At 39.0% G+C, this 24040-nt stretch carries 24 protein-coding genes, 1 pseudogene and 1 riboswitch; of the genes and pseudogenes, 5 read left to right on the top strand and 20 right to left on the bottom strand.

The window, feature by feature from the left end:
- Positions 1-27: 27 nt before the first annotated feature.
- The 4 genes from QNH48_RS04505 to QNH48_RS04490 all read left to right on the top strand — a co-directional run bounded on the left by QNH48_RS04505 (position 28) and on the right by QNH48_RS04490 (position 3937).
- The gene (locus QNH48_RS04505) at positions 28-909 is read left to right on the top strand and encodes a carbohydrate ABC transporter permease (RefSeq protein ID WP_481858482.1); all 882 of its coding nucleotides are present in this window, start codon (positions 28-30) and stop codon (positions 907-909) included.
- Positions 909-1736 (top strand): carbohydrate ABC transporter permease, encoded by an 828-nt coding sequence (locus QNH48_RS04500; protein WP_283953942.1) that lies wholly within the window; start codon positions 909-911, stop codon positions 1734-1736. The genes QNH48_RS04505 and QNH48_RS04500 overlap by 1 nt, the downstream gene beginning before the upstream one ends.
- A gap of 77 nt (positions 1737-1813) precedes the next feature.
- On the top strand, positions 1814-3106 hold the full coding sequence (locus QNH48_RS04495; RefSeq protein WP_283953941.1) for an ABC transporter substrate-binding protein: 1293 nt from the start codon (positions 1814-1816) through the stop codon (positions 3104-3106).
- A 75-nt stretch (positions 3107-3181) separates the two neighbouring features.
- A complete protein-coding gene (locus tag QNH48_RS04490) occupies positions 3182-3937 on the top strand; it encodes an SDR family oxidoreductase (protein WP_283955680.1) in 756 nt (251 codons plus the stop codon).
- A 57-nt stretch (positions 3938-3994) separates the two neighbouring features.
- Here the strand turns inward: QNH48_RS04490 and QNH48_RS04485 are convergent, their stop codons facing one another.
- The 8 genes from QNH48_RS04485 to QNH48_RS04450 all read right to left on the bottom strand — a co-directional run bounded on the left by QNH48_RS04485 (position 3995) and on the right by QNH48_RS04450 (position 9210).
- Positions 3995-4387 (bottom strand): globin domain-containing protein, encoded by a 393-nt coding sequence (locus QNH48_RS04485; RefSeq protein ID WP_283953940.1) that lies wholly within the window; start codon positions 4385-4387, stop codon positions 3995-3997.
- Positions 4388-4471: 84 nt separating this feature from the next.
- Complete coding sequence (locus QNH48_RS04480; protein WP_283953939.1) at positions 4472-4864, bottom strand: VOC family protein; 393 nt, start codon at positions 4862-4864, stop codon at positions 4472-4474.
- 80 nt (positions 4865-4944) lie between these two features.
- A complete protein-coding gene (locus QNH48_RS04475) occupies positions 4945-5496 on the bottom strand; it encodes an ECF transporter S component (protein ID WP_283953938.1) in 552 nt (183 codons plus the stop codon).
- Between the two features lie 27 nt (positions 5497-5523).
- Positions 5524-6366 carry an energy-coupling factor transporter transmembrane component T family protein gene (locus QNH48_RS04470; protein ID WP_095249034.1) on the bottom strand — a complete coding sequence of 281 codons (843 nt, stop codon included), beginning with the start codon at positions 6364-6366 and terminating at the stop codon, positions 5524-5526.
- Positions 6359-7243: an energy-coupling factor transporter ATPase gene (locus QNH48_RS04465; RefSeq protein ID WP_283953937.1), complete on the bottom strand. Its 885-nt coding sequence runs from the start codon at positions 7241-7243 to the stop codon at positions 6359-6361. Before QNH48_RS04465 ends, QNH48_RS04470 begins: the two co-directional genes overlap by 8 nt.
- On the bottom strand, positions 7243-8103 hold the full coding sequence (locus QNH48_RS04460; RefSeq protein WP_283953936.1) for an energy-coupling factor transporter ATPase: 861 nt from the start codon (positions 8101-8103) through the stop codon (positions 7243-7245). The genes QNH48_RS04465 and QNH48_RS04460 overlap by 1 nt, the downstream gene beginning before the upstream one ends.
- 613 nt (positions 8104-8716) lie before the next feature.
- Positions 8717-8845, bottom strand: coding sequence for a hypothetical protein (locus QNH48_RS04455; RefSeq protein ID WP_283953935.1), 129 nt, complete (start codon positions 8843-8845; stop codon positions 8717-8719).
- The gene (locus QNH48_RS04450) at positions 8842-9210 is read right to left on the bottom strand and encodes a hypothetical protein (RefSeq protein ID WP_283953934.1); all 369 of its coding nucleotides are present in this window, start codon (positions 9208-9210) and stop codon (positions 8842-8844) included. Before QNH48_RS04450 ends, QNH48_RS04455 begins: the two co-directional genes overlap by 4 nt.
- Positions 9211-9374: 164 nt before the next feature.
- A riboswitch (PreQ1 riboswitch) is annotated at positions 9375-9419 on the top strand.
- Positions 9420-9427: 8 nt separating this feature from the next.
- Here QNH48_RS04450 and QNH48_RS04445 point away from each other — a divergent pair.
- A complete protein-coding gene (locus QNH48_RS04445) occupies positions 9428-9913 on the top strand; it encodes a QueT transporter family protein (protein ID WP_283953933.1) in 486 nt (161 codons plus the stop codon).
- A gap of 94 nt (positions 9914-10007) precedes the next feature.
- On the opposite strand, the gene QNH48_RS04440 is transcribed toward QNH48_RS04445, so the two are convergent.
- The 12 genes and pseudogenes from QNH48_RS04440 to larE all read right to left on the bottom strand — a co-directional run bounded on the left by QNH48_RS04440 (position 10008) and on the right by larE (position 23866).
- Complete coding sequence (locus tag QNH48_RS04440; RefSeq protein ID WP_283953932.1) at positions 10008-12296, bottom strand: glycoside hydrolase family 3 protein; 2289 nt, start codon at positions 12294-12296, stop codon at positions 10008-10010.
- A 211-nt stretch (positions 12297-12507) separates the two neighbouring features.
- On the bottom strand, positions 12508-13278 hold the full coding sequence (locus QNH48_RS04435; protein WP_283953931.1) for a response regulator transcription factor: 771 nt from the start codon (positions 13276-13278) through the stop codon (positions 12508-12510).
- Positions 13275-15104 (bottom strand): sensor histidine kinase, encoded by a 1830-nt coding sequence (locus tag QNH48_RS04430; RefSeq protein WP_283953930.1) that lies wholly within the window; start codon positions 15102-15104, stop codon positions 13275-13277. The genes QNH48_RS04435 and QNH48_RS04430 overlap by 4 nt, the downstream gene beginning before the upstream one ends.
- Before the next feature lie 108 nt (positions 15105-15212).
- The gene (locus tag QNH48_RS04425) at positions 15213-16241 is read right to left on the bottom strand and encodes a TRAP transporter substrate-binding protein (RefSeq protein ID WP_283953929.1); all 1029 of its coding nucleotides are present in this window, start codon (positions 16239-16241) and stop codon (positions 15213-15215) included.
- 48 nt (positions 16242-16289) lie between these two features.
- Complete coding sequence (locus QNH48_RS04420; RefSeq protein WP_283953928.1) at positions 16290-17585, bottom strand: TRAP transporter large permease; 1296 nt, start codon at positions 17583-17585, stop codon at positions 16290-16292.
- Between the two features lies 1 nt (position 17586).
- On the bottom strand, positions 17587-18084 hold the full coding sequence (locus QNH48_RS04415) for a TRAP transporter small permease (RefSeq protein WP_283953927.1): 498 nt from the start codon (positions 18082-18084) through the stop codon (positions 17587-17589).
- A gap of 548 nt (positions 18085-18632) precedes the next feature.
- Positions 18633-18779: pseudogene (locus QNH48_RS04410) on the bottom strand (DUF2529 family protein); the annotation flags it as partial.
- A gap of 12 nt (positions 18780-18791) precedes the next feature.
- On the bottom strand, positions 18792-19262 hold the full coding sequence (gene larC2 / locus QNH48_RS04405) for a nickel pincer cofactor biosynthesis protein LarC2 (RefSeq protein ID WP_283953926.1): 471 nt from the start codon (positions 19260-19262) through the stop codon (positions 18792-18794).
- Positions 19263-19281: 19 nt separating this feature from the next.
- Entirely contained in the window at positions 19282-20397 is a 1116-nt protein-coding gene (gene larC, locus QNH48_RS04400) for a nickel pincer cofactor biosynthesis protein LarC (RefSeq protein WP_283953925.1), read from the bottom strand.
- Positions 20378-21145 (bottom strand): nickel pincer cofactor biosynthesis protein LarB, encoded by a 768-nt coding sequence (gene larB, locus QNH48_RS04395; RefSeq protein WP_283953924.1) that lies wholly within the window; start codon positions 21143-21145, stop codon positions 20378-20380. The genes larC and larB overlap by 20 nt, the downstream gene beginning before the upstream one ends.
- Before the next feature lie 309 nt (positions 21146-21454).
- Positions 21455-22927: a gluconokinase gene (locus QNH48_RS04390; protein WP_283953923.1), complete on the bottom strand. Its 1473-nt coding sequence runs from the start codon at positions 22925-22927 to the stop codon at positions 21455-21457.
- Between the two features lie 129 nt (positions 22928-23056).
- Entirely contained in the window at positions 23057-23866 is an 810-nt protein-coding gene (gene larE / locus QNH48_RS04385; protein ID WP_283953922.1) for an ATP-dependent sacrificial sulfur transferase LarE, read from the bottom strand.
- Between the last annotated feature and the right edge of the window lie 174 nt (positions 23867-24040).

Here is a 24040-nt window from a genome sequence, read left to right as displayed (position 1 = left end):
ACGAAAGTTTCTGAATCTGTTTCTTTTATGAATAAGAAGAAATGGAAAGATGCAGGGTTATTTACCCTATTTGTCGGACCAGTTTTGTTAGCATTTACACTAATCGTATTAATCCCCTTCTTTACAGGTATTTATTATGCTTTTACAGATTGGAACGGGATAACAGGAACCGTCAAATGGGTGGGACTGGATAATTTTAAATACCTATTTTCAGAGGACAAGCAATTTCAACAATCATTTATGCTAACAACAAAATATACAGTCGTTTCTATTATCCTAACCAATGTAATTGGTTTTGGATTAGCAATACTTGTTGCACAAAGGTTAAAAACGAGAAACCTTTTACGTACCGTTTTCTTCATGCCTAACTTAATCGGTGGCTTGATCTTAGGATTTATTTGGCAGTTTATTTTTGTAAAAGGATTTGCATCCATAGGAGAGCTAACAGGGATTCCTCTTTTTGAGTTAGCGTGGTTAGGGGATGCGAATACTGCATTCTGGGGAATTGTCATTGTCAGTCTTTGGCAGGGAGCAGGCTACATTATGATTATCTATATTGCAGCATTGCAAAACGTCCCGCAGGAATTAATTGAAGCAGCAAGAATTGACGGGGCAAATAGATTTCAGATTCTTCGCCATATCACAATGCCGCTTGTTGCACCAGCTGTAACAATTTGTTTATTTTTAACAACCGCTTCATCTTTTAAAGTCTTTGATGCAAACCTGTCGTTGACAAACGGCGGTCCATTTAAATCAACAGAAATGCTGGCGCTTAACATTTATACAGAAGCATTTGTTAATAACCGTTACGGTATTGGCGAGGCAAAAGCATTAATCTTCTTCATTGTCGTAGCAGCGATTACCGTCCTTCAAGTGACGATTTCAAAGAAAAGGGAGGTTGAATCCTAATGGGCAACAGGTATACATGGAGAACATCTATTGTTGAAATCCTTGCGATCCTGCTCGGTCTTGTCTTTTTAGTCCCATTCTATTATGTGTTTTCAAACTCCCTGAAATCATTTGCCGAGATTTTAACCAATACATCGTCCCTTCCGAAAGTGCTAATGTTCGATAACTATGTTAATGCATTCGAAAAATTAGACTTTTTAATTGTCTTTAAAAACTCGTTAATCATCACAATCGCTAGTAATATCGTTCTCGTAATCTTTTGTTCGATGGCAGCGTATATGCTCGTTAGAACCAAAAAGAAAATTAGTAATATCATTTTCATGACATTCGTTGCTGCGATGATCATTCCGTTTCAATCACTCATGATTCCACTTATCAAAACAGCCGGTAACTTGGGTATTTTAAACAGTATCTGGGGCCTTGTCTTCATGTATTTAGGATTTGGATCAGGTATGACCATCTTCTTATATCACGGTTTTATTAAAGGGATTCCGTTAGAGCTTGAAGAAGCAGCAATCATTGACGGCTGTTCACGATTTGGAGTGTTCTGGAGAATTGTTTTTCCATTATTAAAACCAATTACGGTTACCATTGTCATCCTAAACAGCCTATGGATCTGGAATGACTTCTTATTACCATCACTTGTACTTCAGGACCCAGAGCTTAGGACCATTCCATTAGCGACCTTCTTCTTCTTTGGACAGTATACAAAACAGTGGGATTTAGCACTTGCAGCATTAGTAATCGGTATTATTCCATTATTAATCTTCTTCTTTACCATGCAAAAACACATTATTCAAGGAATTACCAGTGGGTCTATTAAATAACAACGTGGACACCCTCTGTTGTCTGCATTAGACAGTAGAGATCTATAAAATAAAAAAATTACTAGGGGGAAAAGAAAATGGCTTTTAAAAAGTATTCATTAGCAGCAGGTCTATTATCCGCATCACTTCTTTTATCGGCATGTAGCAGCGACAGTACATCTGGAGATAAGAAGAACAGCGATGGCAAGGAAGATAAAGTGGTAGTTGATCTCTTTAATGGTAAGGTTGAAATCGCCGACCAATTAAAAGCTTTAACAGACAAATATACAAAAGAGCATCCAAACGTAACCTTCAACATTGAATCAGTTGGTGGCGGTGCAGACGGTTCTGCTGCTCTAAAAGCAAAGTTTGCCTCGAACAAAGCACCAGATATCTTTGGCAGCGGCGGTTATCAAGAAGCTCTGACATGGCAGGATAAGTTTGAAGATTTATCTGATCAGCCATGGGTAAAGGATGCCTATGAAGCTGCATTAGAGCCAATGACTATTGATGGGAAGATCTATGGTCAGCCTGTAAATATGGAAGGGTACGGTTTTGCTTACAATAAAAAATTATTTAAGCAAGCTGGTATCACAGAACTTCCAACTACTTTTTCCGAATTAGAAGACGCAGCGAAAAAATTACAAGACGCTGGCATCATTCCCTTTTCAATTGGTTACGGCGAGTGGTGGGTATTAGCAAACCATGGACTAAATGTTCCATTTGCCTACCAGGATGACGCAGATACATTTATTAATGGATTAAACGAGGGTACCACTAAAATTGAAGGAAATGAACACTTTAATAATTACTTTAAGCTAGTAGACCTAACCATGAAATATGGCAACAAAAATCCATTAACGACTGACTATAATACCCAGGTTACACTATTTGCAAGCGGAGAAGCTGCGATGATCCAGCAGGGTAACTGGATTCAGCCAATGCTAGATAAAATTTCTCCTAACATGGAAGTCGGTTTTATCCCAATGGCACTAAACGATGATGCATCTCAAGCAGATAAATTAATGGTCGACGTACCAACAAACTGGGTTGTTCACAATGGTGCACCAGATGCAGACAAAAAGGCTGCATTGGATTTCTTAAATTGGATGGTATCATCTGAAGAAGGAAAAGAAGCATTAGTGAAAGAGTTCAAATATATCCCAGCCTTTAAAACAATTGAAGCAAAAGCTGAAGATATCGGTCCACTTGGAGCAGAAATTCAAAAATACTCTCAAGAGGGAAAAACGTATTCTTGGCAGTTCATGAAATATCCAGATGGAGCAGGACAGGAATTTGGAGCAGCTCTTCAAGCTTATGTAGGCGGACAAAAATCTGCGAACGAAGCTATGAAGGCTCTCGATGAAACATGGGCTAAATTGAAGAAATAATAATACAAATAAAAGCACATTAGAATTCACTGTTCATTCTAATGTGCTTTTAATATTATTTTATGGGGTGATCTTATTTATAAACTAAATGGCTGTGTTGCATTAATTACTGGTGTAAGTCATGGAAATGGAATTGGAGCTGCTATATGCAATAAATTAGCAGCCGAAGGTGTAAATATATTCTTTACCCATTGGGGTTCAAATACAGATTGGGTAAAAAAATTTGAATTCAACATACGAGAATATGGAGTTAGGTGTGGAAGCTTAGAAGTTGATTTGGCTGACCCAAGCGCACCATTTAATTTGCTTGACGTCGTGACAGCCGAATTAGGTTCACCTGCCATTCTGGTTAATAATGCAGCCCATTCTTCAAGAGATGGATATATGAATTTAGATGCAAAAACACTAGATGACCATTATGCAGTAAATATGAGAGGCTCTTTCCTATTATCTGTTGAATTTGCACGTCGTTTTAGTCAATCCCAACAAGCGATGGGTAGAATTATTAATTTAACATCAGGACAAGCACTTGGACCAATGTTAGGTGAATTGGCTTATGCTGCAACCAAGGGCGCTATTTCTGCCTTTACCCTTTCCTTATCCGCAGAGCTTGCGCCTCTTGGAATTACAGTAAATGCAGTAAACCCAGGTCCTACAGACACTGGGTGGATGAACGAAGAAATAAAACAAGAACTATTGCCAAAATTTTTATTAGGACGTATTGGAATTCCTGCAGATGCAGCCCGCCTAGTTGCATTCCTTGCCAGCCAAGAAGCGGAGTGGATTACAGGCCAGATATTCAATTCAGAAGGTGGTTTTTTTAGAAGCTAGAGGGTTTTTATTCACCAAAAAGGGTGACCAGTTTATTTGTGGTCACCCTTTTGATAGTTACTCTCTATCCGGACTATTTACCATAATTCCAGCAACTTGTGTTAACCGATCATAAAATGCAAGCCCTGCTGGTTGATCATAAAGACCAATCTCTTGAAAGGCTTCCTTCATACAACGAAGCCAGCACTGTGCTCTTCTTGGTGTAACCTCAAAAGGAAGATGACGATGCTGCATTGCCGGCGGACCAAATTCCTGACTGTAAAGTGCTGGACCACCTAAAAATTGCGGTAGGAACATTCTTTGCTTCCTCATAATTTCCTCCATGTCCCCTTCAAACAGTGGTCTTAATTCAGGATCTGCATATACCCGAGGATAAAAGGCTGCAACGAGCTTATCAATCGTTTCTTGACCGCCGATTTCACTATAAAGTGTTTTGAATTGATATTCCATTTCTACACCCCTTATACTTTCTTTCGATTATAAAGATAAAAGTGATGGAATTTCGTGATGTAAATCACACTTTTTAAAAAATTCTTAAGCCATGCTAGGTGCGACTAGTTCTACTTTAATACGATCCGGGTCCTCGAAAAAGACAGCGTAATAATCTTTTCCCCCGGCATAGGGATGCTTGTCTTTGTATAAAATTTGTATTCCCTTATCTAGTAGAGCCTGTGTTATTTCATCAATATGCTCTCTTGATTTGCCATGAAAGGCAAGATGATTAAGCCCTGCTCTGCAACGATGGTAAGGAACATCCAAGTATCTTTCTTCGGCTTGTACAAATACAAGATAGGTTTCTCTGTGTTTCCAGCTAATACCTAAATCCCATTTTTGACAAGGCTCGTATCCTAATTCAGGTAACAGCCAGCCCCAAAATTCTATACTTTTCTGAAGGTTTGAAACATATATCTCTACATGATGTAACATACTATTCCCCTTTACATTACGTTTAATTAAGAAACCCATTGGTGCCTAAGCCACAATGGGTCGATTCTTGCAAAATTTGATTACAGATCTTCTGAGATTTTAGATTTCTTCCCTTTACCAATTTGCTTCCACGCTAATACGACAGCTAATGTCACAATCGTACCTACGATTGCTTCTGGAATTCCGCTCGTGATTGCAACCGTCCAAGCTACTTCAGCACCCATGTACCCTCTAACTACGGCCATGGTTAATACAAGGACTGTATTGGTTAAGGTTCCTAAGAATGCCGCAGTCCCAATAGCAAGATATTCACTCTTTCTACGAATCCCCACATACACAAGCCACGCGATAACACCGATAAAAAGTCTAGGTAGAATGGCAACTAATGGATCTTTGAACAATGGAACCGTAGCATTTAAGAAAGATGAAACACCAAAGATAATTCCGACGATGGCTCCTACAACCGGCCCCTGCATGATCCCGCCAATAATCGCAGGGATATGCATGATTGTTGCATTTCCAGCCGCTGTAGGTACCGGTATATACCCTAACCGAGTAACACCCAAAAGAATGGCAACTGCACCAAGTACTCCAGCAATAACAATATTACGAACACTTAATGAACCTTTCATTCTATTTCTCCCCCTTTTATTTCCTATCTAATATGGAAAGTGATAAAAAAGTAGTAGTGCTGAAAATAATAGCCCGATCATTAATACTATGTAATCACGTCCGATTGCTTTGTAAACGGAATAGGAACTCCTATCATTCCCAGGAGTATAACAGCGAGATTCCATTGCTAAAATTAGATCCTCTGCCCTAGATAACGCGATATTAAATAAAGGGATAATAATTGGCAGCATATCCTTAGTCCTCTGAATAATTCTCCACCATTCTCCCGATCCGAAATCTGCCCCTCTTGATGCTTGCGCCTTCATCATTTTTTCCATTTCAATTGCAAAGGTTGGTACAAAGCGAATCGCTATGGTAATAATTAATGAAATTTCATGGACAGGAAATTTTACTTTTTTCAATGGACTTAATAAACTTTGAATGGCATGAGTTAAATCAGTTGTAGAAGTAGATAGCGTAAGAACACTGCTTAATAAAATAATTTCCACAAAACGCACAGCCGAAACAATTACAAGTCGAATACTCTCGCTCGTAATCAAGATAAATCCATACTCAAAAAATACCTTCCCGCCAGAAAATACATTACCTTGGAAGATAAGCTGCAGCACAGCTAAAATAATGATAAAGGGGATAGCAGGTTTAATGCCCGATAACCCATAACTGATAGGGATTTTGGATGCCCAGAATAAATAAATGGATAATAAGAGCCCAAGAGCATTCCCTAGGTAACTAGTATTGAGCGCTATGGCTAAGACAAGTATGGTGAATACTAACAGCTTTATTCTTGGGTCTAGACGATGAATAAAGGAACCCGTTGGTACGTATTGACCAATCGTAATATTTCTTGATAGATCAAATTCACTAGCCACGATTCTCCCCCTCCCCTTCGGCAAGAACCTTTATGATTTCACCCGCTGCTTCCGAAATCGTAGAAGCAGAAGTATTTACATTGTATCCAAGGTCTTTCAGCCTGTATAAAGCTTGTACCGTTTCGGGTGTTCCAATTTCATAGCGCTGCAGATTTTCCTTATCACTAAATATATCTTCAGGAGAACCAGTTAGCACATCCGTACCATTTGCCATAACATAAATTCTGTCCGCTAAATAGGCAACTTCCTCCATATTGTGCGAAACGAAAATAACCGTTAAATTTTCCAATTTATTAAGGGATTTTATTTTATCCAACAATTCATTTCGGGACCTTGGGTCAAGCCCTGCTGTTGGTTCATCAAGAACGAGTATCTTCGGCTTTAACGCTAGTATGCCGGCGAGTGCAACTTTACGCTTCTGTCCTCCGCTTAAGGCAAATGTCTGCCGGTCCTTCATTTCCTCAAAATCCAAGCCGACCATGCCCATAGCCCATTTAACTCGTTCCCTCACTTCCTTCAAGGGCAACCCCAATTTAAAGGGACCGTAGGCAATATCATCGCCAATTAGTTTTTCAAAAATTTGATCCTCCGGATTCTGAAAAACGAGGCCAACCTTTCTTCTCAAGGCTTTTATATCAATTCTTTTCTTCGATAAATCTACTCCATCGATGATGACTTTCCCCGCATCCGGCCGAATCAGGCCATTAAAATGCTGGATAAGAGTAGACTTCCCTGAACCGGTATGACCAATAATGGCAATACATTCGCCCTCATTGACCACCATGCTTGTCCCCTTTAAAGCTGCATGCTCCATTGGGGTTCCTTTCATGTATGTATGAAATAAGCCTTCTATTTCAATGATCGGCTTCCCAGGCATTAGACCATCTCCCCGCTCCTTGCTTTTGAAACTTTCTTTACTTCATCAATCAGTTCATCCTCATGGATTAACTCTTTCGAAAAGGTTGGAATTTTATTATGAATAATTTCAGCCATCTGACTAACAGCGGGAATATCTAATTGCAATTGCATTAAAATCTCTTTATGTTTAAAAATTTCACGTGGAATTCCATCCATCACAATTTTCCCGTCTTCCACTACGATAATACGGTCTGCTTCTGCCGCTTCTGACATGCGATGGGTAACCGTAATAATCGTCATGCCCATTTCATTCATTTTTCTCATAACCTGAAGGACTTCGTTTCTGCCAAAGGTATCAAGCATACTCGTAGACTCATCGAATACAATACAGTCTGGCTGCATGGCGAGCACTCCAGCGATTGCAACTCTTTGCTTTTGTCCGCCGGATAGGTGGTGTGGAGGTCTTTTCCGAAATTCCAACATCTTCACGACCTCTAAAGCCTCATCGATTCTTTGCTTCATCTCTTGTCTCGGTACACCGATATTCTCTAAGCCAAATGCCACGTCCTCTTCGACAATGGTAGCAACGATTTGATTATCAGGATGCTGAAAGACCATCCCAACTCCTTTACGGATGTCCAGCTTCTTGCTGCTGTCCTTTGTATTGTTACCACGGACCCAAACATCCCCTGAGTTGGGCGTTAATAGCCCATTAAACTGCTTGGACAATGTTGATTTCCCCGAACCATTGTGTCCAATTATTGCAACATACTCACCAGGATAAATTGAAAAAGTGACATCTTTTAGAACATCAACAGAACTATTCTCATTGATTTTGTATGAAAATGATACATTTTCTAAAGCAATAATGGGTTCCATCCAAACCCCCCTCTTACTCTATTTTATTAATATTCTGAATATTATTCAACCATAGTAATTGACTCACAAGAAATATAATAGCATGAAGTTTTAGATGGGGATATCCTAAAGCATTGATTAATCTATATAAATAATTGCTGTGTTAGAGGTAAGTCTGATTTTAGAACTGTTGATTTGTGGAAGGCGCGAGACTCCTCGAAAATGCTATCGCATTTTCTTCGTGCGTGGGCAGATTCGAGGAAGTAAATCAATGTCCTGCAGGTGGACGGGACAGGGGAGACCCCACTCATCTCTTAGCGCCGAGGAGTAGGAAAAGCGGAAGCGCCTTGTACAGCCCCGACAAGCGCTGGAGGGCCTGACGATGAAGTTGTTCTTTGACTTCAACGTTGGGACCGAAGCGACTCGAGGGGCTAGGCGCTGCAGCTAGACAGGCTTCCCGAACCGCCTGCGGAAAGCGAAGCGCCTCGTGACAGGCAGAGACGGCCTGTCACTGCGGTGATTATTCAAAGAAGCTTTCCTTAGTGGAGCACAAATCAACAGCCTGATTTAACACAGCCAAATTAATAAATCTAGGCCAGAACACATTTACAGAGTCTGGCATTTCTCAATTTATTTAGGAAAAAACTCTTTTGATTAACGATGAAGGCTTTTTCGGATTAACCTTTTGATCGATTAGCCACTGAATTCCGTACATAATGGCAGAATTCACTGAAAATAAAACCAATGCTTGGTAATCCTTCAAACGTATGAGCGATGCAATCCCCATCCTTTGTAACCATTTAACAAATACGTAGATATGAAAAGTATCCACACCAAATTAATCAAGGTATAACGAAGAAATTTACCAAATGTAAATTTCAATACCCAAATCGCTCCGACAAAAACTGGCCCAATAATGAAAGGAACTTCACCCATGACATTTGGGAATAATTGCGTATAAACCCTCCACCAGCCTCTTTTATTTGCGTAAACAGCCTGTAATCCAAATAAAAGACCAATAAATATCGAAGTAAGGGAAAAGCGTTTCATTGCTTTTTTCCCGATGAACGGTACCGTCAACCAGGGCAACAACATAATAACTAACACGTACTTCCTTTTATTATTCATATAGTAACTTTCCTTTTTTTACTATTAGAATGTACAAAAGGAGAATAATTATCCATAAATGGAACATAAAATATACTTTACTAAAGATAATTTATTAATCACAGGGGTATTTCTATCTTTGTATTGACTAGTAGATTCATATATATTAATATATTATTTTGTCAACAAACGTGGTTCGAGAACCTCCCACGTAAAAAAACTAAGGAGAGAACTGAATATGAAAATAAAAACACTTGTCGTTAATGCGATATTGGCCGCTTTATACATTGCTGTTTCCGGTTTAATTGCACCCTTTGGTTTCACAAATGTTCAATTTCGTGTATCGGAAATGTTTAACCATCTAGTTGTTTTCAATAAAAAATACATCTTCGGAATCATCTTGGGTGTATTTTTCGCAAATCTTTTCTTTTCACCAATGGTTGCCTATGACCTCATTTTCGGTGTCGGACAATCAGTGATTGCTTTGACAATAACGATTGTATCAGCACGTTATATTAAAGGGATATGGACCAGAATGATGGTTAATACAGTTGTTTTCACTGTTACTATGTTCATCATTGCCTTTGAATTAAACTTGGCATTTGAATTGCCATTCTTATTTACTTGGCTGACTGTAGCAGCAGGTGAATTTGTCGTAATGGCAGTAGGTATGCCGATTATATATTTCATTAACAAACGAGTAAATTTCGAAAAAAGAGTATAGATAAAAGAGATGCTGCTTCAGGAATGAAGCAGCATCTCTTTTGTTTCAATCTATAGAGATAATAAAGCTAGTGAACCTGAGATAATCTTTCGAACTATTTTTTTCCTTTTTCACCAGCATGGTCAGGTTTACCTACAGCTTTTCCGTTGTTGCCATCGCTGTAAGAAAGACCAAATCCGTATTCGTATTTGTCACCATTTTTATTCACATATTCGAAATCTGCATATTCTTCAGGCGCAAAGCTTGGAACATCTCCGACTTCCTTTTCTACCGCTTCTGCATTAGCTGGAATCGCGAATGGAAGTTTTCCTGCAGGTTTGAATGTTCCAGTGATTACATCAAATACTGCCTCTTGAACTGTACCGAAAGTACCGATTAATGCAGCAGCATTTGGCTCAAGTTCATTAATAAGCCATTGGTTCGTAAAGTTTAGAGCAGTGATGGTTGGAACTGTTTTTTGGATTTCAACAATTCGCTCTACATCAGATATTCCAGTTGTTTCATTAATATCAATACGTGGATTATTATCCCAGTTCGATTGGGTTGGTTTCACATATACATAAGCATGTGTTGCTTCCTCAACGCTATCAACTAATTCGATGTTAGGAAATTTTTCTGTCAGTGTATTCTTTAAGTCTGCAGTAAATCCTACAGATTGTAAGGCAGAATTTTCTGCTATATATTTTGCAGCTTCCTCACCTTTTAAGCTTCTTGGTGCTGCAACTCCAACAAATCCCTCAACATATAGTTTAACATCTTTTAACTTTCCATTAGTTAATGGTAATAGTTTTTTACCACCATCAATTTTATCATTACGCATTAGAACGACTGACTTTTGATGTGCTTCATAAGCTAATGCTCTGTTTTCTTCATTGTTTGCAGCAGCAATAGCTTCTGTAGGATTTACATATGGGTCTTCAAATAGACCTAATGTCATCATTTCTGATAGGGTATAAGTAATGGATTCGTTAACTTTTGCTACATCTACTAAACCATCGTTAACCGCCTCAATTACCAACTCTGGTGTTGCACCACCTGAAATAATATTGGTTCCTGCATTTAATGCTTTGGCTACTTTTTGTGCATTAGGAATTGGATTTCCATCTTCATCAACTAGATAACCCCATGCACTGCCCGCAACTGCACCTGAGTCAGAGTTAATATATCCTTTGAAACCAAGACCTTCACGCAAGTAATCTATGATCCCTTTATTTAGAGTCATACCAACTTCTTCAAATTGCTGAGTTTCACTATACGGTTCTAAACCTTGATCAGCACTATCATTACTTGGATATGCGTAATAAGGCATTACCGATGCTACACCAGCTTCAATCGCTCTCTGGAATGGAGGAATATGATACTTCTCCAAACTTCCTTCAGTAGGGTAAATGTTAAAGCTGCCGTTTGCAAAGTGAGGATCTTGTCCATCATCACGTGCTCCACCGCCAGGGAAGTGTTTAACTGTGATGGCTACACTGTCTTTGCCAAGAGTTTCAGTTTGGAACCCTCTAATGATCTCATAATTCATGTCGCCAACTACTTTTGGATCTTCGCCGAATGTCTCCTCAATTCTTGCCCAAAGTGGATCTGTTGCAACGTCAGCCATATATCCATAAACCTTACGAATACCAGCAGCTCTCCATTCCTGACGGGCAATATCGGCAAATTCACCAACGGCTTCTACATCCCCGGCCGCTGCTAAACCTAATGTTCCTGGCCAGAAAGTATGTTGATCCTGAACATTCGTAATATTTGTATAATCTGTTGAGGCAGAGTTTCTTGGATTTGATGTAATCACAACTGGAATACCTAACTCTAGACCCTCTGCTAATTGTTGCATTTGGTTATTATAATTGGCAACATCGCCTAAGTTTTGAGATAGACGGTAAATAACGTGGCGCAATTTTTTTTCAGTTACAATTTTACTGTTACTAGGGGTTACAAATATCCCATCTGCTGGATCTGCCTCTGGAGTGTGAGTATTTATGTACATCAATCCAGCTTTTTGCTCAAGACTCATTTTACTAATCAAATCCGCTACACGCTCCGAAACTGGCTTTCTCCAGTCTTCGTAACCATCTAATCTTTTATCACCATCTGCATCCCTAAAATACTTGCCGTCAATTTCAAGAATTCTATCTTGAGTTGCTACTTCAATTTCTGGCTGGCCTTCAGCTTTTGCAATTTTATAAGTTGTTATTGCACCCCTGCCAGTATATGGCGAAGCTTCTCCTTCTTCACCTGTATACCCTTGGTCATGGTCATCTGCAAAACCTACCTGTGGTCCAATGACTGGCGCAACTAATGATAGAGTAAGTGCGGTTGCCAGTAGTTTTTTTCTAAGTTTTGAAGATTTTCTAATCTGTTTTGATATTGAAGCCATTTTTCTTCCCCCTTTTTTAAATTGAATGCGTTTACAAAACTAGGATAGCGTTTCTATGTTTAATGATATAATTCAAAATAGGCTACCAAATAGTGAGTTTTTTTAGGTATATTTGTATTTTTTTTATATTTCGAATTTTTGGTTAATAGTACCTATGACTTTATTCCCTCTTACAAAAAAAAGAATCAGAAATACAAGTTTCTGATTCACCTTATCTTTTAATTAATTTACCATCTGCAGTTTTGCTTTTGATATTCCGATACTCTGATGGAGAACTTCCCACTATTCTCTTAAAATTATTACTAAAGTAAGCTAAATCAGAATATCCCACTCTTTCGGCAATCTCAGACATTCTTAAGGTTGTATTTTGCAATAACCGCTTACTTTCTTCAATTCGTAGTTCCGTGATATAATCAACAAACTTTTTGTTAAGCTGTTGTTTGAACAATTGACTGAGGTAACTGGGATTTATGTGAATACTCTCTGCTGCTTCTTTTAATGTTATTTGATCAAGAGGCGTTTTCTTTATATAATCCAGTACTCGTTCAATCGTTGATAAAGGAACATGATCATTGTCAGGAAGTGGGTGATTACTCGTATTAACATCGTTACTTTTTCCATTTAACCATTTCTCTAGACAAACCTTTATTTCGTTCTCCTCAACCGGTTTTAGGAGGTAATCACTTACACCGTTCCGTATTGCCTGCTGGACAAACTGAAACTCATCATGGACAGAGATAACAATAACATCATATTCCCCTTCTAGACCACTAAGTTCCTTAACCAAAGCTAGACCGTCCATAATCGGCATTCGGATATCTGTTAATATCAGGTCCACATCATTCATCTTTATCCAATCTAATGCTTCTAATCCATTTTGGGCTTCATGTACAACGTGCAAGGGAAGATTCAATTTATTTATCGTCCATTTAAGAGCGGTTCGTACCCACCTCTCATCGTCAACTAACAAGACTTTTTTCATCCAATATCCCTTCCCTCTGTCATTTCCTTCATAGGCAGCTGCATCTCGACCACTGTGCCGGATTCCAATTGACTTCTGATTGCAAGTCCATACTCCGCACCAAACACATAATGAATTCTTTGGTGGACATTTAGTAATCCAATATGTTTCCCATCTGAGTTTGTCGTCTTCTGCTCAAGCTTCCTTGTAAGTTCGTCTAACTTGTAATTCGGAATACCAGCACCTGTATCTTCTATTCGAATCGTAAAAGTAGATTCAGAATGGGAAACTACTGATATGGTAATTTTGAATTTTTGAAAGCTTTGCCCATAGGCATGAACGAAGCAATTTTCAACTATCGGCTGAAGTGAAAACTTGACTACCTGCTGTTCTATTGCCCATGGAGGAATATCAATCTCATACTCGAATCGATCTTCAAAACGGAATTTCTGAATCTGAAGATACGTATGACAAAACTTAATTTCTTCTCCTAGACTTACAGTGGACGAATCATTTTTTAGATTGTATCGGAGAAGCATTGCTAGAGAAAAGGACATGGTTGCAATATGTTCCTGACCCTCTTCTAATGCCATCCCTCTAATCGTCTCAAGTGAGTTGTATAAAAAGTGTGGGTTCATCTGAGACTGCAGCATCTTTATTTCAATTTCTTTCTGTTTGAGTGACATTTCAGTTTCTTTTAGTTTAGAGATATATACTTCTTCAAGTAAATTGGATAGTTTTTCAACTGTATTGTTAAATCCAGCCGATAACTGACCAATTTCATCATTTGATTCTACTGGAACTCGACCGCTAAGGTTTCCAATTTCAACTTCCTTCATAAACTTCTGCAGGCGTCGTATCGGGCGGATCAAGCTTGTTGCAAATCCGAATCCCACTGTGTAGGCAATCATTAATGAGATGATAATCGTCAAAACAATCGTTCTTCCGATTTGAATAATTCCCCCTGTTAAATCTTTATAGGGCACAGCCGTAAAGAAACTCCAGCCTATATTTGGGGAATAGGTATAGGTTACAAAATCCTTTCGGTCGTTCTTTAATATTTGTGTACTGCTTTCGTTATTTTGAAGTTGTGAAAGCTGACTAAATTCAACCTTTTTTCCAAGCTTTGAATAATCAGGATGATAAACATAATGCCCTTTTGCATCTAAGATGAAAAAATAACCATTCCTGCTAACTGTTACTTTATTTGAGATTTCCTCAATCCTTCTGAAGTTTATATCTATAATGAGCATTCCTACAGGCATAAGCGTATCAGGATTGTATAATCTCCTGACAAGTGATATAACCGGCTGCTCTTTATTTTTAAGTTTAAGCGTTCTCGTTACTAGCATTGTCATTCCGTTTAATGGTACGGATGAATACCAATATTCTTCTTTTATATTGGTTGAAGGATAGTAATTCCGCAGCCCCAAAGTATCAATGACAATATCATCATCCACCAACACAGTTATATTGGAAATATCAGCTCGAGAATACGCCGCATTTCTTAGTGTGTTCCTGGCTGATTCCACCACATGATTACTTTTTTCTTTTTTAAAAAGGCTGGATAATTCAGGGGAGTTGATAATTTTTAAGCTTGTAATCTCAAAATCTTGTAAATAATATTCAATATGTGATTCTACTTGATCAATAACCTGTCCACTATGTTGGCGGAGCTCATTTTCCAATTCTACGGAAGAGCGGTTATAGGATATAATTCCCACTGAAAGCAAAGGAATGATTACGAGAAAGCTGGAAAAAATGCAAAGCTTCATCATGAGTGATTGATTCTTTAACAGAATATATCGTGCAATAATTTTTTTTGCTTTTCCCCATCGCTGCTGCATTCTTCCACCTCCTCATAAGTTTTCTGACTCTTACCTATTATCAAAACAGAAAAGACCCAGCTGGAAAATGGATAAACCTACCAGCTAGGTGTTTTTTCTTATTACAGATTATGGACGTGCTTCTTCAATCGCATCCATTACTTCTTTATACTCTTTTGTATACTCATCAACCATAGGCTTTACAGCATTTGTCCAAGGTTTAAGATCTTTGATTTCGTTGAATGTTACACCTGCATCTTTTAATTTCTTTTCAGAACGTTCTTCATATTTATCCCACTCTGCTCTTTGTGTTTCAACAGAATCAAGAGCTGCTTGTTTAACAATCTTTTGGTCTTCTTCTGAAAGCTTATCCCATGCTACTTTACTAATTAAAAGAACTTCAGGTATACGTTGGTGATGGTCAAGTATCAAGTTTTTAGCTTCTTGATAATGGTTAGATGAATCTAAACTTGGCAGGTTATTTTCTGCTCCATCAATAATTCCTGTTTGAAGGGCACTAAATACTTCTCCATATGGCATTGGAGTAGCACTTGCTCCTAAGGCAGCCATGAAATCAATATTGATTTTACTTTGTTGAACACGAATCTTTTGTCCTTTTAAATCCTCTACATTTTCAAGAGGCTTTGTTGAGTAGAAACTACGTGAACCAGAATCGTAGTAGGCTAAACCTTTCATCTTAGATTGCTCAAGTCCATCTAGTAATTTCGTTCCCATGTCTCCATTTAAGAAGTTCCAAAGATGATCTTCACTCTCAAATACATAAGGAAGTCCCAGCGGTGTAAACTGATTATTGAATTCAGCAAGTGGACTAGAATTGATTCGAGTAAACTCAATGGCCCCAAGCTGAACCTGTTCAAGTACTGATTTTTCATCGCCTAATTGTGCAGATGGATAGACTTCAATTTTGATACGGCCATCTGATCTTTCCTCAACTAATTCAGCAAACTTTTTGTCACCAAGAACAGTCGGATAATCTGGCGGCTGATTGTCAGCTAAGCGGAACGTATAAGATGGTTTTTCTTCTTCCTTGTTCCCCTCACTTTTAGTGTTAGTTGTTTCTTTCCCGCCGCATGCAGCAAGGATTGTGCCCATTAAAAGTGTTGCGGCTAAAATACCAGTAAACTTTTTGCTTATCAAAATCTACACCCCTTTTTATTTTTTATATAATCTTCACCATTCCACGGGCTACTCGACTAACATATTTGGAAGCCACATTACAACCTCTGGAATATAGGTGATAATTAACAGAACAACTAGTAAAGCATAGAAAAATGGCATCATGGCTTTCGTTGCTTGCTGGATCGAGACTTTTCCAATCGCCGCTCCGACAAATAGAACGGTTCCAACTGGCGGTGTCAATAAGCCAATACCTGCGTTTAAGATAAGGACAATCCCGAAATGGACAGGGTCCATGCCAAAACTCGTAACAACAGGAAGAAGAATCGGTGTCATAATCAAAATCATTGGAGCCATGTCCATTGGTGCACCTAGAAGAAGCAATAAGATATTAATAATCAATAAAATAACAATTGGATTATCTGAAACACTTAAGAACAGGTCTGTCACCATAGCAGGGATTTGCAAATAGGCAAGGATCCAGCCAAAGGAGGCGGATGCTGCTATTAAGAAAAAGACCATTGAAACCGTCCTCATTGTATTTGTGAGTATTTTCCAAATACTTGAGATTGGTGCTTCTCTATAAATGACAAATGCTAGAATAAATGAATATAAGCAAGCCAACGCACCGGACTCAGTAGCCGTAAACCAGCCACTCATGATTCCGCCCAGGATAATGACAGCTGGACTTAAAGATAAAAGACCGTGAAAGAGAATTCCGCCGATTTGTGATCTAGGTACTGGGTCCGCTTTCTGATATCCTCGTTTTCTAGCAATAATATAACCAGTAATCATAAGAGAAATTAACATAATGAATCCAGGTACAATACCTGCCATAAATAGACTGGCGATGGATACGCCCCCGGCAGCTAACGAGTAAAGGACCAAGTTATGACTCGGAGGTACAACTACACCTTGGATAGCAGATGCGATGGTAACACCAACAGCATAATCTGCTTCATACCCTTTCTTTTTCATCATTGGAATCATGACAGATCCGACTGATGAAACGTCTGCGACTGCGGACCCTGAGATGTTGCCAAAGAACAAGGCAGCCACACTATTTACCATTGCAAGTCCACCGCGTATTCTTCCCACTAGTAAACTCGCAAAATTTACGATTCTTAATGCCAGTCCCCCTTCACTCATAATTTGTCCTGTCAGGATAAAGAATGGGATGGCTAGCAGGGAAAAGGAGTTCATTCCTTGAACCATTTGCTGGCCAATAACCGGAAGCGGAATCTTCATATAGATTACTGTTAGCAAGGACGAAGCCACAAGCGTAAGAGCAATCGGAAAACGAAGCAGAACTAGAATAACAAAGCTTGAAAGTAAAATAATAATTCCGATTGTGTTCGTGTCCATTTTACAAACCCTCCTCCAAATCCTTATGTCTTGTTGTGTTTATATTGAAGAATTGCAGGAGCGAGTAACCGCAGATCATAGCACCTGTGATTGGCATCGCCAGATATGTGATACTACTAGGAAGTTTTGTTGCTGGCAGAGTCGATTCCGCCGTCAACAATGTAAATTCCCACCCCTGGACTACGAGGTAATAACCAAAAGCAAAAACAGAAGCACTAATGATTTTATCTAAGACTTTATTAAAAGATTTAGGAAATAGATTGGTAAAGGAATCAATACCTAAATGAATATACTCCCTAAAACCTATCGCAATGGCCATGAAGGCGAACCATGCAAGCAGTAACAGGGTAATTTCTTCAGACCAAAAGAATACAAAATTAAATAATTTCCGTGTCATAACTTGTGTTGTTACTACAAAAATCAACGCTACTAAAAATAGTAAAGTGAATTTTTCGAAAATAAAGTCGATAGCTTTAAACACCTTTTTAATATAATCCAAGTGAATCCCCCCTTTTTTTGAAACCGTTTACTTACTTATCATTTTACGAATCGGGAGGATGATTTAAAATGTTGTTTTTTTAGATAAATTTGTGATTTTTTTAGGATTATGATTTTTAGGTAAGCCTTTTCATTTAAATGAATGATATCTTTCAAGAATAAGGTGCTACGTGGTTCTTTTTTGTTTGTTTAATAAACTTATTAAATAAATTCAGTTTAACATTCAGGCTCTATACCGTCAATATGGTCCTACGAGGGATATTCGGTGGTGAGTTTTCTGTAAAAACACTGACAAAAGGATGTCCCGAAAATTAAAGCTACCTTGCAAAAATTTGGGCAGTTCTCTTTGTGGAGGGCTAGGACTGTTTATTTTTAGGGTTTGGGTTTCCAAAAAATGTCTAAAAGTCCAAAACCTATTGAAAATAGTCCAAAACCACTTTAAAATGGTCCAAAACCCTAAGATAAAAGTCCATAACTTATCAAAAAAAGTCCAAAACACCCTAAAAAAAGTCCAAAACAAAAAAACGACCCAATTTAGGTCGTTCAAATTCATTCATATTCTGCTAAAATCTCATCAATTGTAAAGTTTAAGCCATAATAAACGTACAAAGCAGCCAACGAGGACGAGTAGCACTATCGATTTCCGAAATCATCTGGCAACAGACCCTTCAAAAGCTGTAAATTGATATGGACATCAGCCAACATTTACTAATAGGTATCTATTTCCTTCCAAACCCGCTCATAGACCTTTTTTAATGGAATATCGTGGAGTCGTGCAAGGCTCTTACATTCCTCATACTCCGGTGCCCGCTGCACGACTTGGCCATTGAGGATCCCTTCTTTTACGGTTACGGTTCCCCACTCGGTTTCTACCTTTTTGAATACTCTTTCTAAACGGTGGACGGTTAACGGATAATACCGGACACCTAGTGTTGTTGTTTCCTTAAAAAGTATTTCCTTCATTTTACTTACACTTTCTAGTGAACAGAGGAGTTGAAGCAAGATTCCTGGTCTGTTTTTTTTCATATAGATGGGGGTATAAAAAACGTCATTTGCCCCCGCCTCGAAAAGTTGGTCCATTACGTAACCAAGCCATTCTCCAGGAATATTGTCTAAGTTAACTTCCATTTTAATCATTTGATCATCAAGATGTTCATAATTAGGAGGGTGAGAACTCATTTGGTATGCTCCCCCATTTCTATTCGCCAATGATGACTCGAACAACATTAGGACGGTCTTTAAAGGTTTTTGTGCCGGCACCATAACCTATTGAGCTAACTTTCATTGAAGGAATAGCGCAAAATTCCTCGGCCAGAACCGCGATAATTGCTGCCCCAGTTGGTGTAGTAAGCTCAAATCTCACCTCTGAGTGTTCAATCGGGATTCCTTTCAAAATCTCGAGGGTTGCAGGTGCAGGTACTGGATAGATTCCATGGTCGATACGAATTTTTCCCGTTCCCACTGGAATTGGTGAAGATTTAATAACGGATATTTCTAACTGATGGATTAAAATGGCTGCCCCAATAATATCGATAATTGAATCTACTGCACCCACTTCATGGAAATGAACATTCTCCAAAGGTACTCCATGAATATGCCCTTCCGCTTCACCAATTTTTTTAAAAATCTTCAAAGCCGTATCTTTCACTTGTTGAGAAAAATCAGCCTCTTCAATTAGTCTAACAATATCTTTATACGAGCGATGGTCATGATGGTGATGGTGATCATGGTCATGATCGTGGTCATGGCTATGTGTGTGTTCATGATCATGATCGTGGTCATGGCTATGTGTGTGTCCATGGGCATGATCGTGGTCATGGCTATGTGTGTGTCCATGGGCATGATCGTGGTCATGGCTATGTGTGTGTTCATGGGCATGATCGTGGTCATGGCTATGTGTGTGTTCATGGGCATGATCGTGGTCATGGCTATGTGTGTGTTCATGGGCATGATTGTGATCATGGGTATGAGAGGGCCCATGATCATGAGTGTGGTCATGGGTATGATCGTGGTCATGGCTATGTGTGTGTTCATGGGCATGATTGTGATCATGGGTATGAGAGGGCCCATGATCATGAGTGTGGTCATGGGTATGAGTGTGTTCATAGTCATGATTAACTAGAACCACATCAAACTTTGTGCTTGTAATCCCATTCTTAATGACCTTTTTCCATTTCAATTCATATTCATTTTCTATTTTAAGCTTCTTTAATTCTTCTGCTAATTTGACCGGGTCCGCACCTGCATCAATGAGAGCCCCAATAACCATATCCCCGCTTACTCCTGAAAAACAATCAAAGTAAAGTGTCTTCATTTCTTTCCCCTTTTTGTGCAAGTTGATGTATTAATACGGCGTTATACCCTCCGCCAAAACCATTATCAATATTGACAACACTGATTCCAGAAGCACATGAATTCAGCATCGTCAGCAAAGCCGATAACCCGTTAAAGTTAGCCCCATAGCCGACACTCGTAGGTACGGCGATTACAGGATGGGAAACGAGTCCTCCCACTACACTCGGAAGTGCCCCTTCCATCCCGGCTACCACTACAGAGACCGTCGCCTTTTGAATTTCTTCAGCATGACTAAGTAAACGATGAATCCCAGCTACGCCGACATCATAAATTCGATGGACGCTGCTTCCTAGTATTTCTGCGGTAACCGCTGCTTCTTCTGCGACCCTTAAATCGGAGGTTCCTGCAGCAACAATTGCTATGTATCCGTGAGTGTTCTCGTTTGTTTTTTGCTCTTTCCAAAATAGAATCTGAGCAATTTCATTATAAGTAAATTCAGGACAAGCTCGCTTAACGATTGCTGCTTTTTCCTCCGAGATTCTTGTTACCATAACCTGATTATTCCTTGCCCTTAGTGCTTGAATAATCGATATAATTTGTTCTGCTGTTTTCCCTTCGCCATAGACGACTTCCGGGAAGCCCTGCCGTTTCTTTCGATGATGGTCTACCTTTGCAAAACCTAGATTTTCAAATGTCGCTAATTGTTCTTTTGCTTCGGCAACCGTGAGGGTACCTTTTTGAACTTGTTCCAAAATCTCTTCAAGCATTCGATTCCCCCCTTTTATTTCTATTATGATTCTATACAATATCCTTTATGAAGGACAAATCTCCTGGTTCCTTCATCAGATTTGTCCTTCATTGCCTTGATGAAGGACAAATCCCTTGGTTCCTTCACCAGATTTGTCCTTCATTGCCTTGATGAAGGACAAATCCCCTGGTTCCTTCACCAGTTTTGTCCTTCATTGCCTTGATGAAGGACAAATCCCTTGGTTCCTTCACCAGTTTTGTCCTTCATTGCCTTGATGAAGGACAAATCCCTTGGTTCTTTCACCAGATTTGTCCTTCAGAGACCTCTTTTAGAAAAACTTTACCATTTCCTTAGCAAGCTTTTCATAGTTTTCATATATCGCTTTATATCGTTTACTGTTTTCTTTATTAGGTGCAACACCACTGCCCATTGGAATATTCTTTTTGATTTCATCAAAAGAATCCACTTTACCAATGCCCACTAAAGCGGTCCATGCAGCTCCCCATGCGGCACTGTGATGACTTTCTGAGACAAAAATTTCCGCTTCAAAAATGTCAGCCATCATTTGCAGCCAGAGCGGTGACCTTGCCAATCCACCGTTAACGTAGATTTTTTTAGGCTCGCCCGCCAGCCTTTCCAGCGCTTTCCCGATTTGATAGAGATTAAAAGTGATTCCTTCAAGGACTGCTCGAATAAAATGCTCTTTTTTATGGGTAATCGAAACTCCATAAAAATTGCCTTTTGCCTCTTGATTCCAGATTGGCGCTCTTTCCCCATTTAAGTAAGGCAGGAATAGAATTCCCTCTGCACCAGGAGCAACCTTTTCTGCATCCCCTAAGAAATCCTTAAAATCCCTTTGGTCATTTAGAAGATCTTTTAACCATTGTAAAACGATACCGCCGTTATTTGTCGGACCGCCTACAATCGATGAATCTGCTGTAAAGGAGTAACAAAATGTTTCTTGATTTTCATCAATTTTTACCCCTTGATTGATTTGTCTGATTGCACCGCTTGTACCAACGGAAACCGCAACTTCACCAGGTAAAATTGCTCCAATCCCAAGGTTCGCCAGCTGGCCGTCGGCAGCACCCATTACAAATGGCATTTCTGGATTAATTCCCATTTCCTCAGCAATTTCTCTATCTAGACCCGCTAACACTTTTGTTGGAGGAACGATTTCGGATAACTGTTCCTTCTTAATACCTGTTAACTCGAGCAATTCCTGTTCCCATTCAAGAGTCTGAGGATTGAATAATCCTGTCGCTGACGCCATAGAATAATCGATTACACGTTCATTAAACCAGCATTGAATTAAATACTCTTTTATCGACATAAAGAAAGTCGCTTCAAAGTAAGGCTGATATTTTGTTTCTTTCATCCATAGTAATTTTAAAAACGGAGTCATCGGATGGATTGGTGTTCCTGTTTTTGCGTAAACATGGCTTCCAATCGTTTTCTTTATGGTTTCTGCTTGTCCTGTGCTTCTGCCATCCGCCCAAATAATGGCAGGAGACAGAGGTCTTCCGTCTTCGTGAACACAAATAAGGGAATGCATCGCAGCTGAAAATCCTAAAGCGATCAAATCATCCTTTTCGACCCCTGCCTTTTCAATCGCTTCCCGAATGGCGAGGACAGCTGAACGCTCAATTTCAACTGGGTCTTGTTCCGACCAGCCTTGCTGGGGATATTGAAAGGTGTTCATTTTTTCTGCTTCTGAAGCTAATTTTCCATTTAAGTGAAATACACAGGCTTTTACACTTGTCGTTCCGATATCAAGCCCAATTACAAACTCTCTTGGCATACTCATCTTCCTTTTCAAATAACAATATATATGTTGTCTACTATAATTGTCTATTATTGTCATTTCTATTACATTAATAGAAAAGGCTTTGGATTTTCCCCAAAGCCTCCTTTAAAATTAAGTACCTTACTAACCTAGATTTGAAAGAACTTTATTCATACTGCCGCTCTTATATCCGAGTAAATCTAATGTAATATATTTATAGCCGTAATCTTGGAGCTCTCTGACAATCGAATCGTGATGTTCGAGAACGATCTTCATATCATTCGGCTCTACTTCAATCCTCGCAATTTCTTGATGCGTTCTAACCCGTACTTGACGAATATTCAAGCTCTTTAGGTAAGCTTCTGCTTTTTCAACATTGGTCAGCTTTTCTTTTGTGATGTACTCTCCGTAAGCAATTCTTGAAGATAAACAAGCAAACGAAGGTTTATCCCAGGTTGGCAGATTAAACTGCTGTGAAAGCTCCCTTATTTCTTGTTTGAATAGGTTTGCTTCAAGCAATGGCCCGCGTATTCCCTTTTCCTTAGCCGCTTGCATACCTGGACGATGTTCGTTCATGTCGTCTGCAATCACACCATAGATAACATTATTAAAACCCTTTTCTTCCATTACAGGAATCAAATGATCAAATAAACTGCTTTTACAAAAATAGCATCGATTCTTATTATTCTCTGCGTAACCAGGAATCGCTAATTCAGAGGTTTCAATCACTTGGTGTTTGACTCCGATTCTTTCAGCTAATTCTTTTGCCTCTAAAAGCTCACTAGAGGGATAGGTTTCCGAGTCGGCTGTTACAGCAAGAACATGTTCTTCACCTAATGTCTCAACAGCTGCTTTTAATAAAAAAGTACTATCCACACCACCTGAGAATGCTACAACCACTGTTTCCATTTCTTGGAGAATCGACTGTAATTTCTTATATTTCTCTGTTAACATGGTCTACTCTCCTTCCCCAAAAATTTTTAAAGGCTGTTTTCGTAAAGTTTGTTGTTAAAATCCTAAAGCCGATTTTAACGCGGAACAAACTATTTTGTGCTTGAAATTAAGTTTGCAGGCTCTTTTCTTACTTTTGAAGGCTATACGCAATAATTTATAACTCATTCACGTGTT

Origin of the sequence: Neobacillus sp. YX16 (assembly GCF_030123505.1) — a bacterium.
GTDB lineage: Bacteria > Bacillota > Bacilli > Bacillales > Cytobacillaceae > Neobacillus.
The sequence above is the reverse complement of the archived record's forward strand: the minus strand, read 5'-3'. Positions and strand labels throughout refer to the sequence as shown.

Coding starts and splice junctions, on each gene's coding strand:
- QNH48_RS04505 (WP_481858482.1), top strand. CDS start 28: ATGAATAAGAAGAAATGGAAAGATGCAGGGTTATTTACCCTATTTGTC.
- QNH48_RS04500 (WP_283953942.1), top strand. CDS start 909: ATGGGCAACAGGTATACATGGAGAACATCTATTGTTGAAATCCTTGCG.
- QNH48_RS04495 (WP_283953941.1), top strand. CDS start 1,814: ATGGCTTTTAAAAAGTATTCATTAGCAGCAGGTCTATTATCCGCATCA.
- QNH48_RS04485 (WP_283953940.1), bottom strand. CDS start 4,387: ATGGAATATCAATTCAAAACACTTTATAGTGAAATCGGCGGTCAAGAA.
- QNH48_RS04480 (WP_283953939.1), bottom strand. CDS start 4,864: ATGTTACATCATGTAGAGATATATGTTTCAAACCTTCAGAAAAGTATA.
- QNH48_RS04475 (WP_283953938.1), bottom strand. CDS start 5,496: ATGAAAGGTTCATTAAGTGTTCGTAATATTGTTATTGCTGGAGTACTT.
- QNH48_RS04465 (WP_283953937.1), bottom strand. CDS start 7,243: ATGCCTGGGAAGCCGATCATTGAAATAGAAGGCTTATTTCATACATAC.
- QNH48_RS04460 (WP_283953936.1), bottom strand. CDS start 8,103: ATGGAACCCATTATTGCTTTAGAAAATGTATCATTTTCATACAAAATC.
- QNH48_RS04450 (WP_283953934.1), bottom strand. CDS start 9,210: ATGAATAATAAAAGGAAGTACGTGTTAGTTATTATGTTGTTGCCCTGG.
- QNH48_RS04445 (WP_283953933.1), top strand. CDS start 9,428: ATGAAAATAAAAACACTTGTCGTTAATGCGATATTGGCCGCTTTATAC.
- QNH48_RS04440 (WP_283953932.1), bottom strand. CDS start 12,296: ATGGCTTCAATATCAAAACAGATTAGAAAATCTTCAAAACTTAGAAAA.
- QNH48_RS04435 (WP_283953931.1), bottom strand. CDS start 13,278: ATGAAAAAAGTCTTGTTAGTTGACGATGAGAGGTGGGTACGAACCGCT.
- QNH48_RS04430 (WP_283953930.1), bottom strand. CDS start 15,104: ATGCAGCAGCGATGGGGAAAAGCAAAAAAAATTATTGCACGATATATT.
- QNH48_RS04420 (WP_283953928.1), bottom strand. CDS start 17,585: ATGGACACGAACACAATCGGAATTATTATTTTACTTTCAAGCTTTGTT.
- larC2 (WP_283953926.1), bottom strand. CDS start 19,262: ATGAGTTCTCACCCTCCTAATTATGAACATCTTGATGATCAAATGATT.
- larC (WP_283953925.1), bottom strand. CDS start 20,397: ATGAAGACACTTTACTTTGATTGTTTTTCAGGAGTAAGCGGGGATATG.
- larB (WP_283953924.1), bottom strand. CDS start 21,145: ATGCTTGAAGAGATTTTGGAACAAGTTCAAAAAGGTACCCTCACGGTT.
- QNH48_RS04390 (WP_283953923.1), bottom strand. CDS start 22,927: ATGCCAAGAGAGTTTGTAATTGGGCTTGATATCGGAACGACAAGTGTA.
- larE (WP_283953922.1), bottom strand. CDS start 23,866: ATGTTAACAGAGAAATATAAGAAATTACAGTCGATTCTCCAAGAAATG.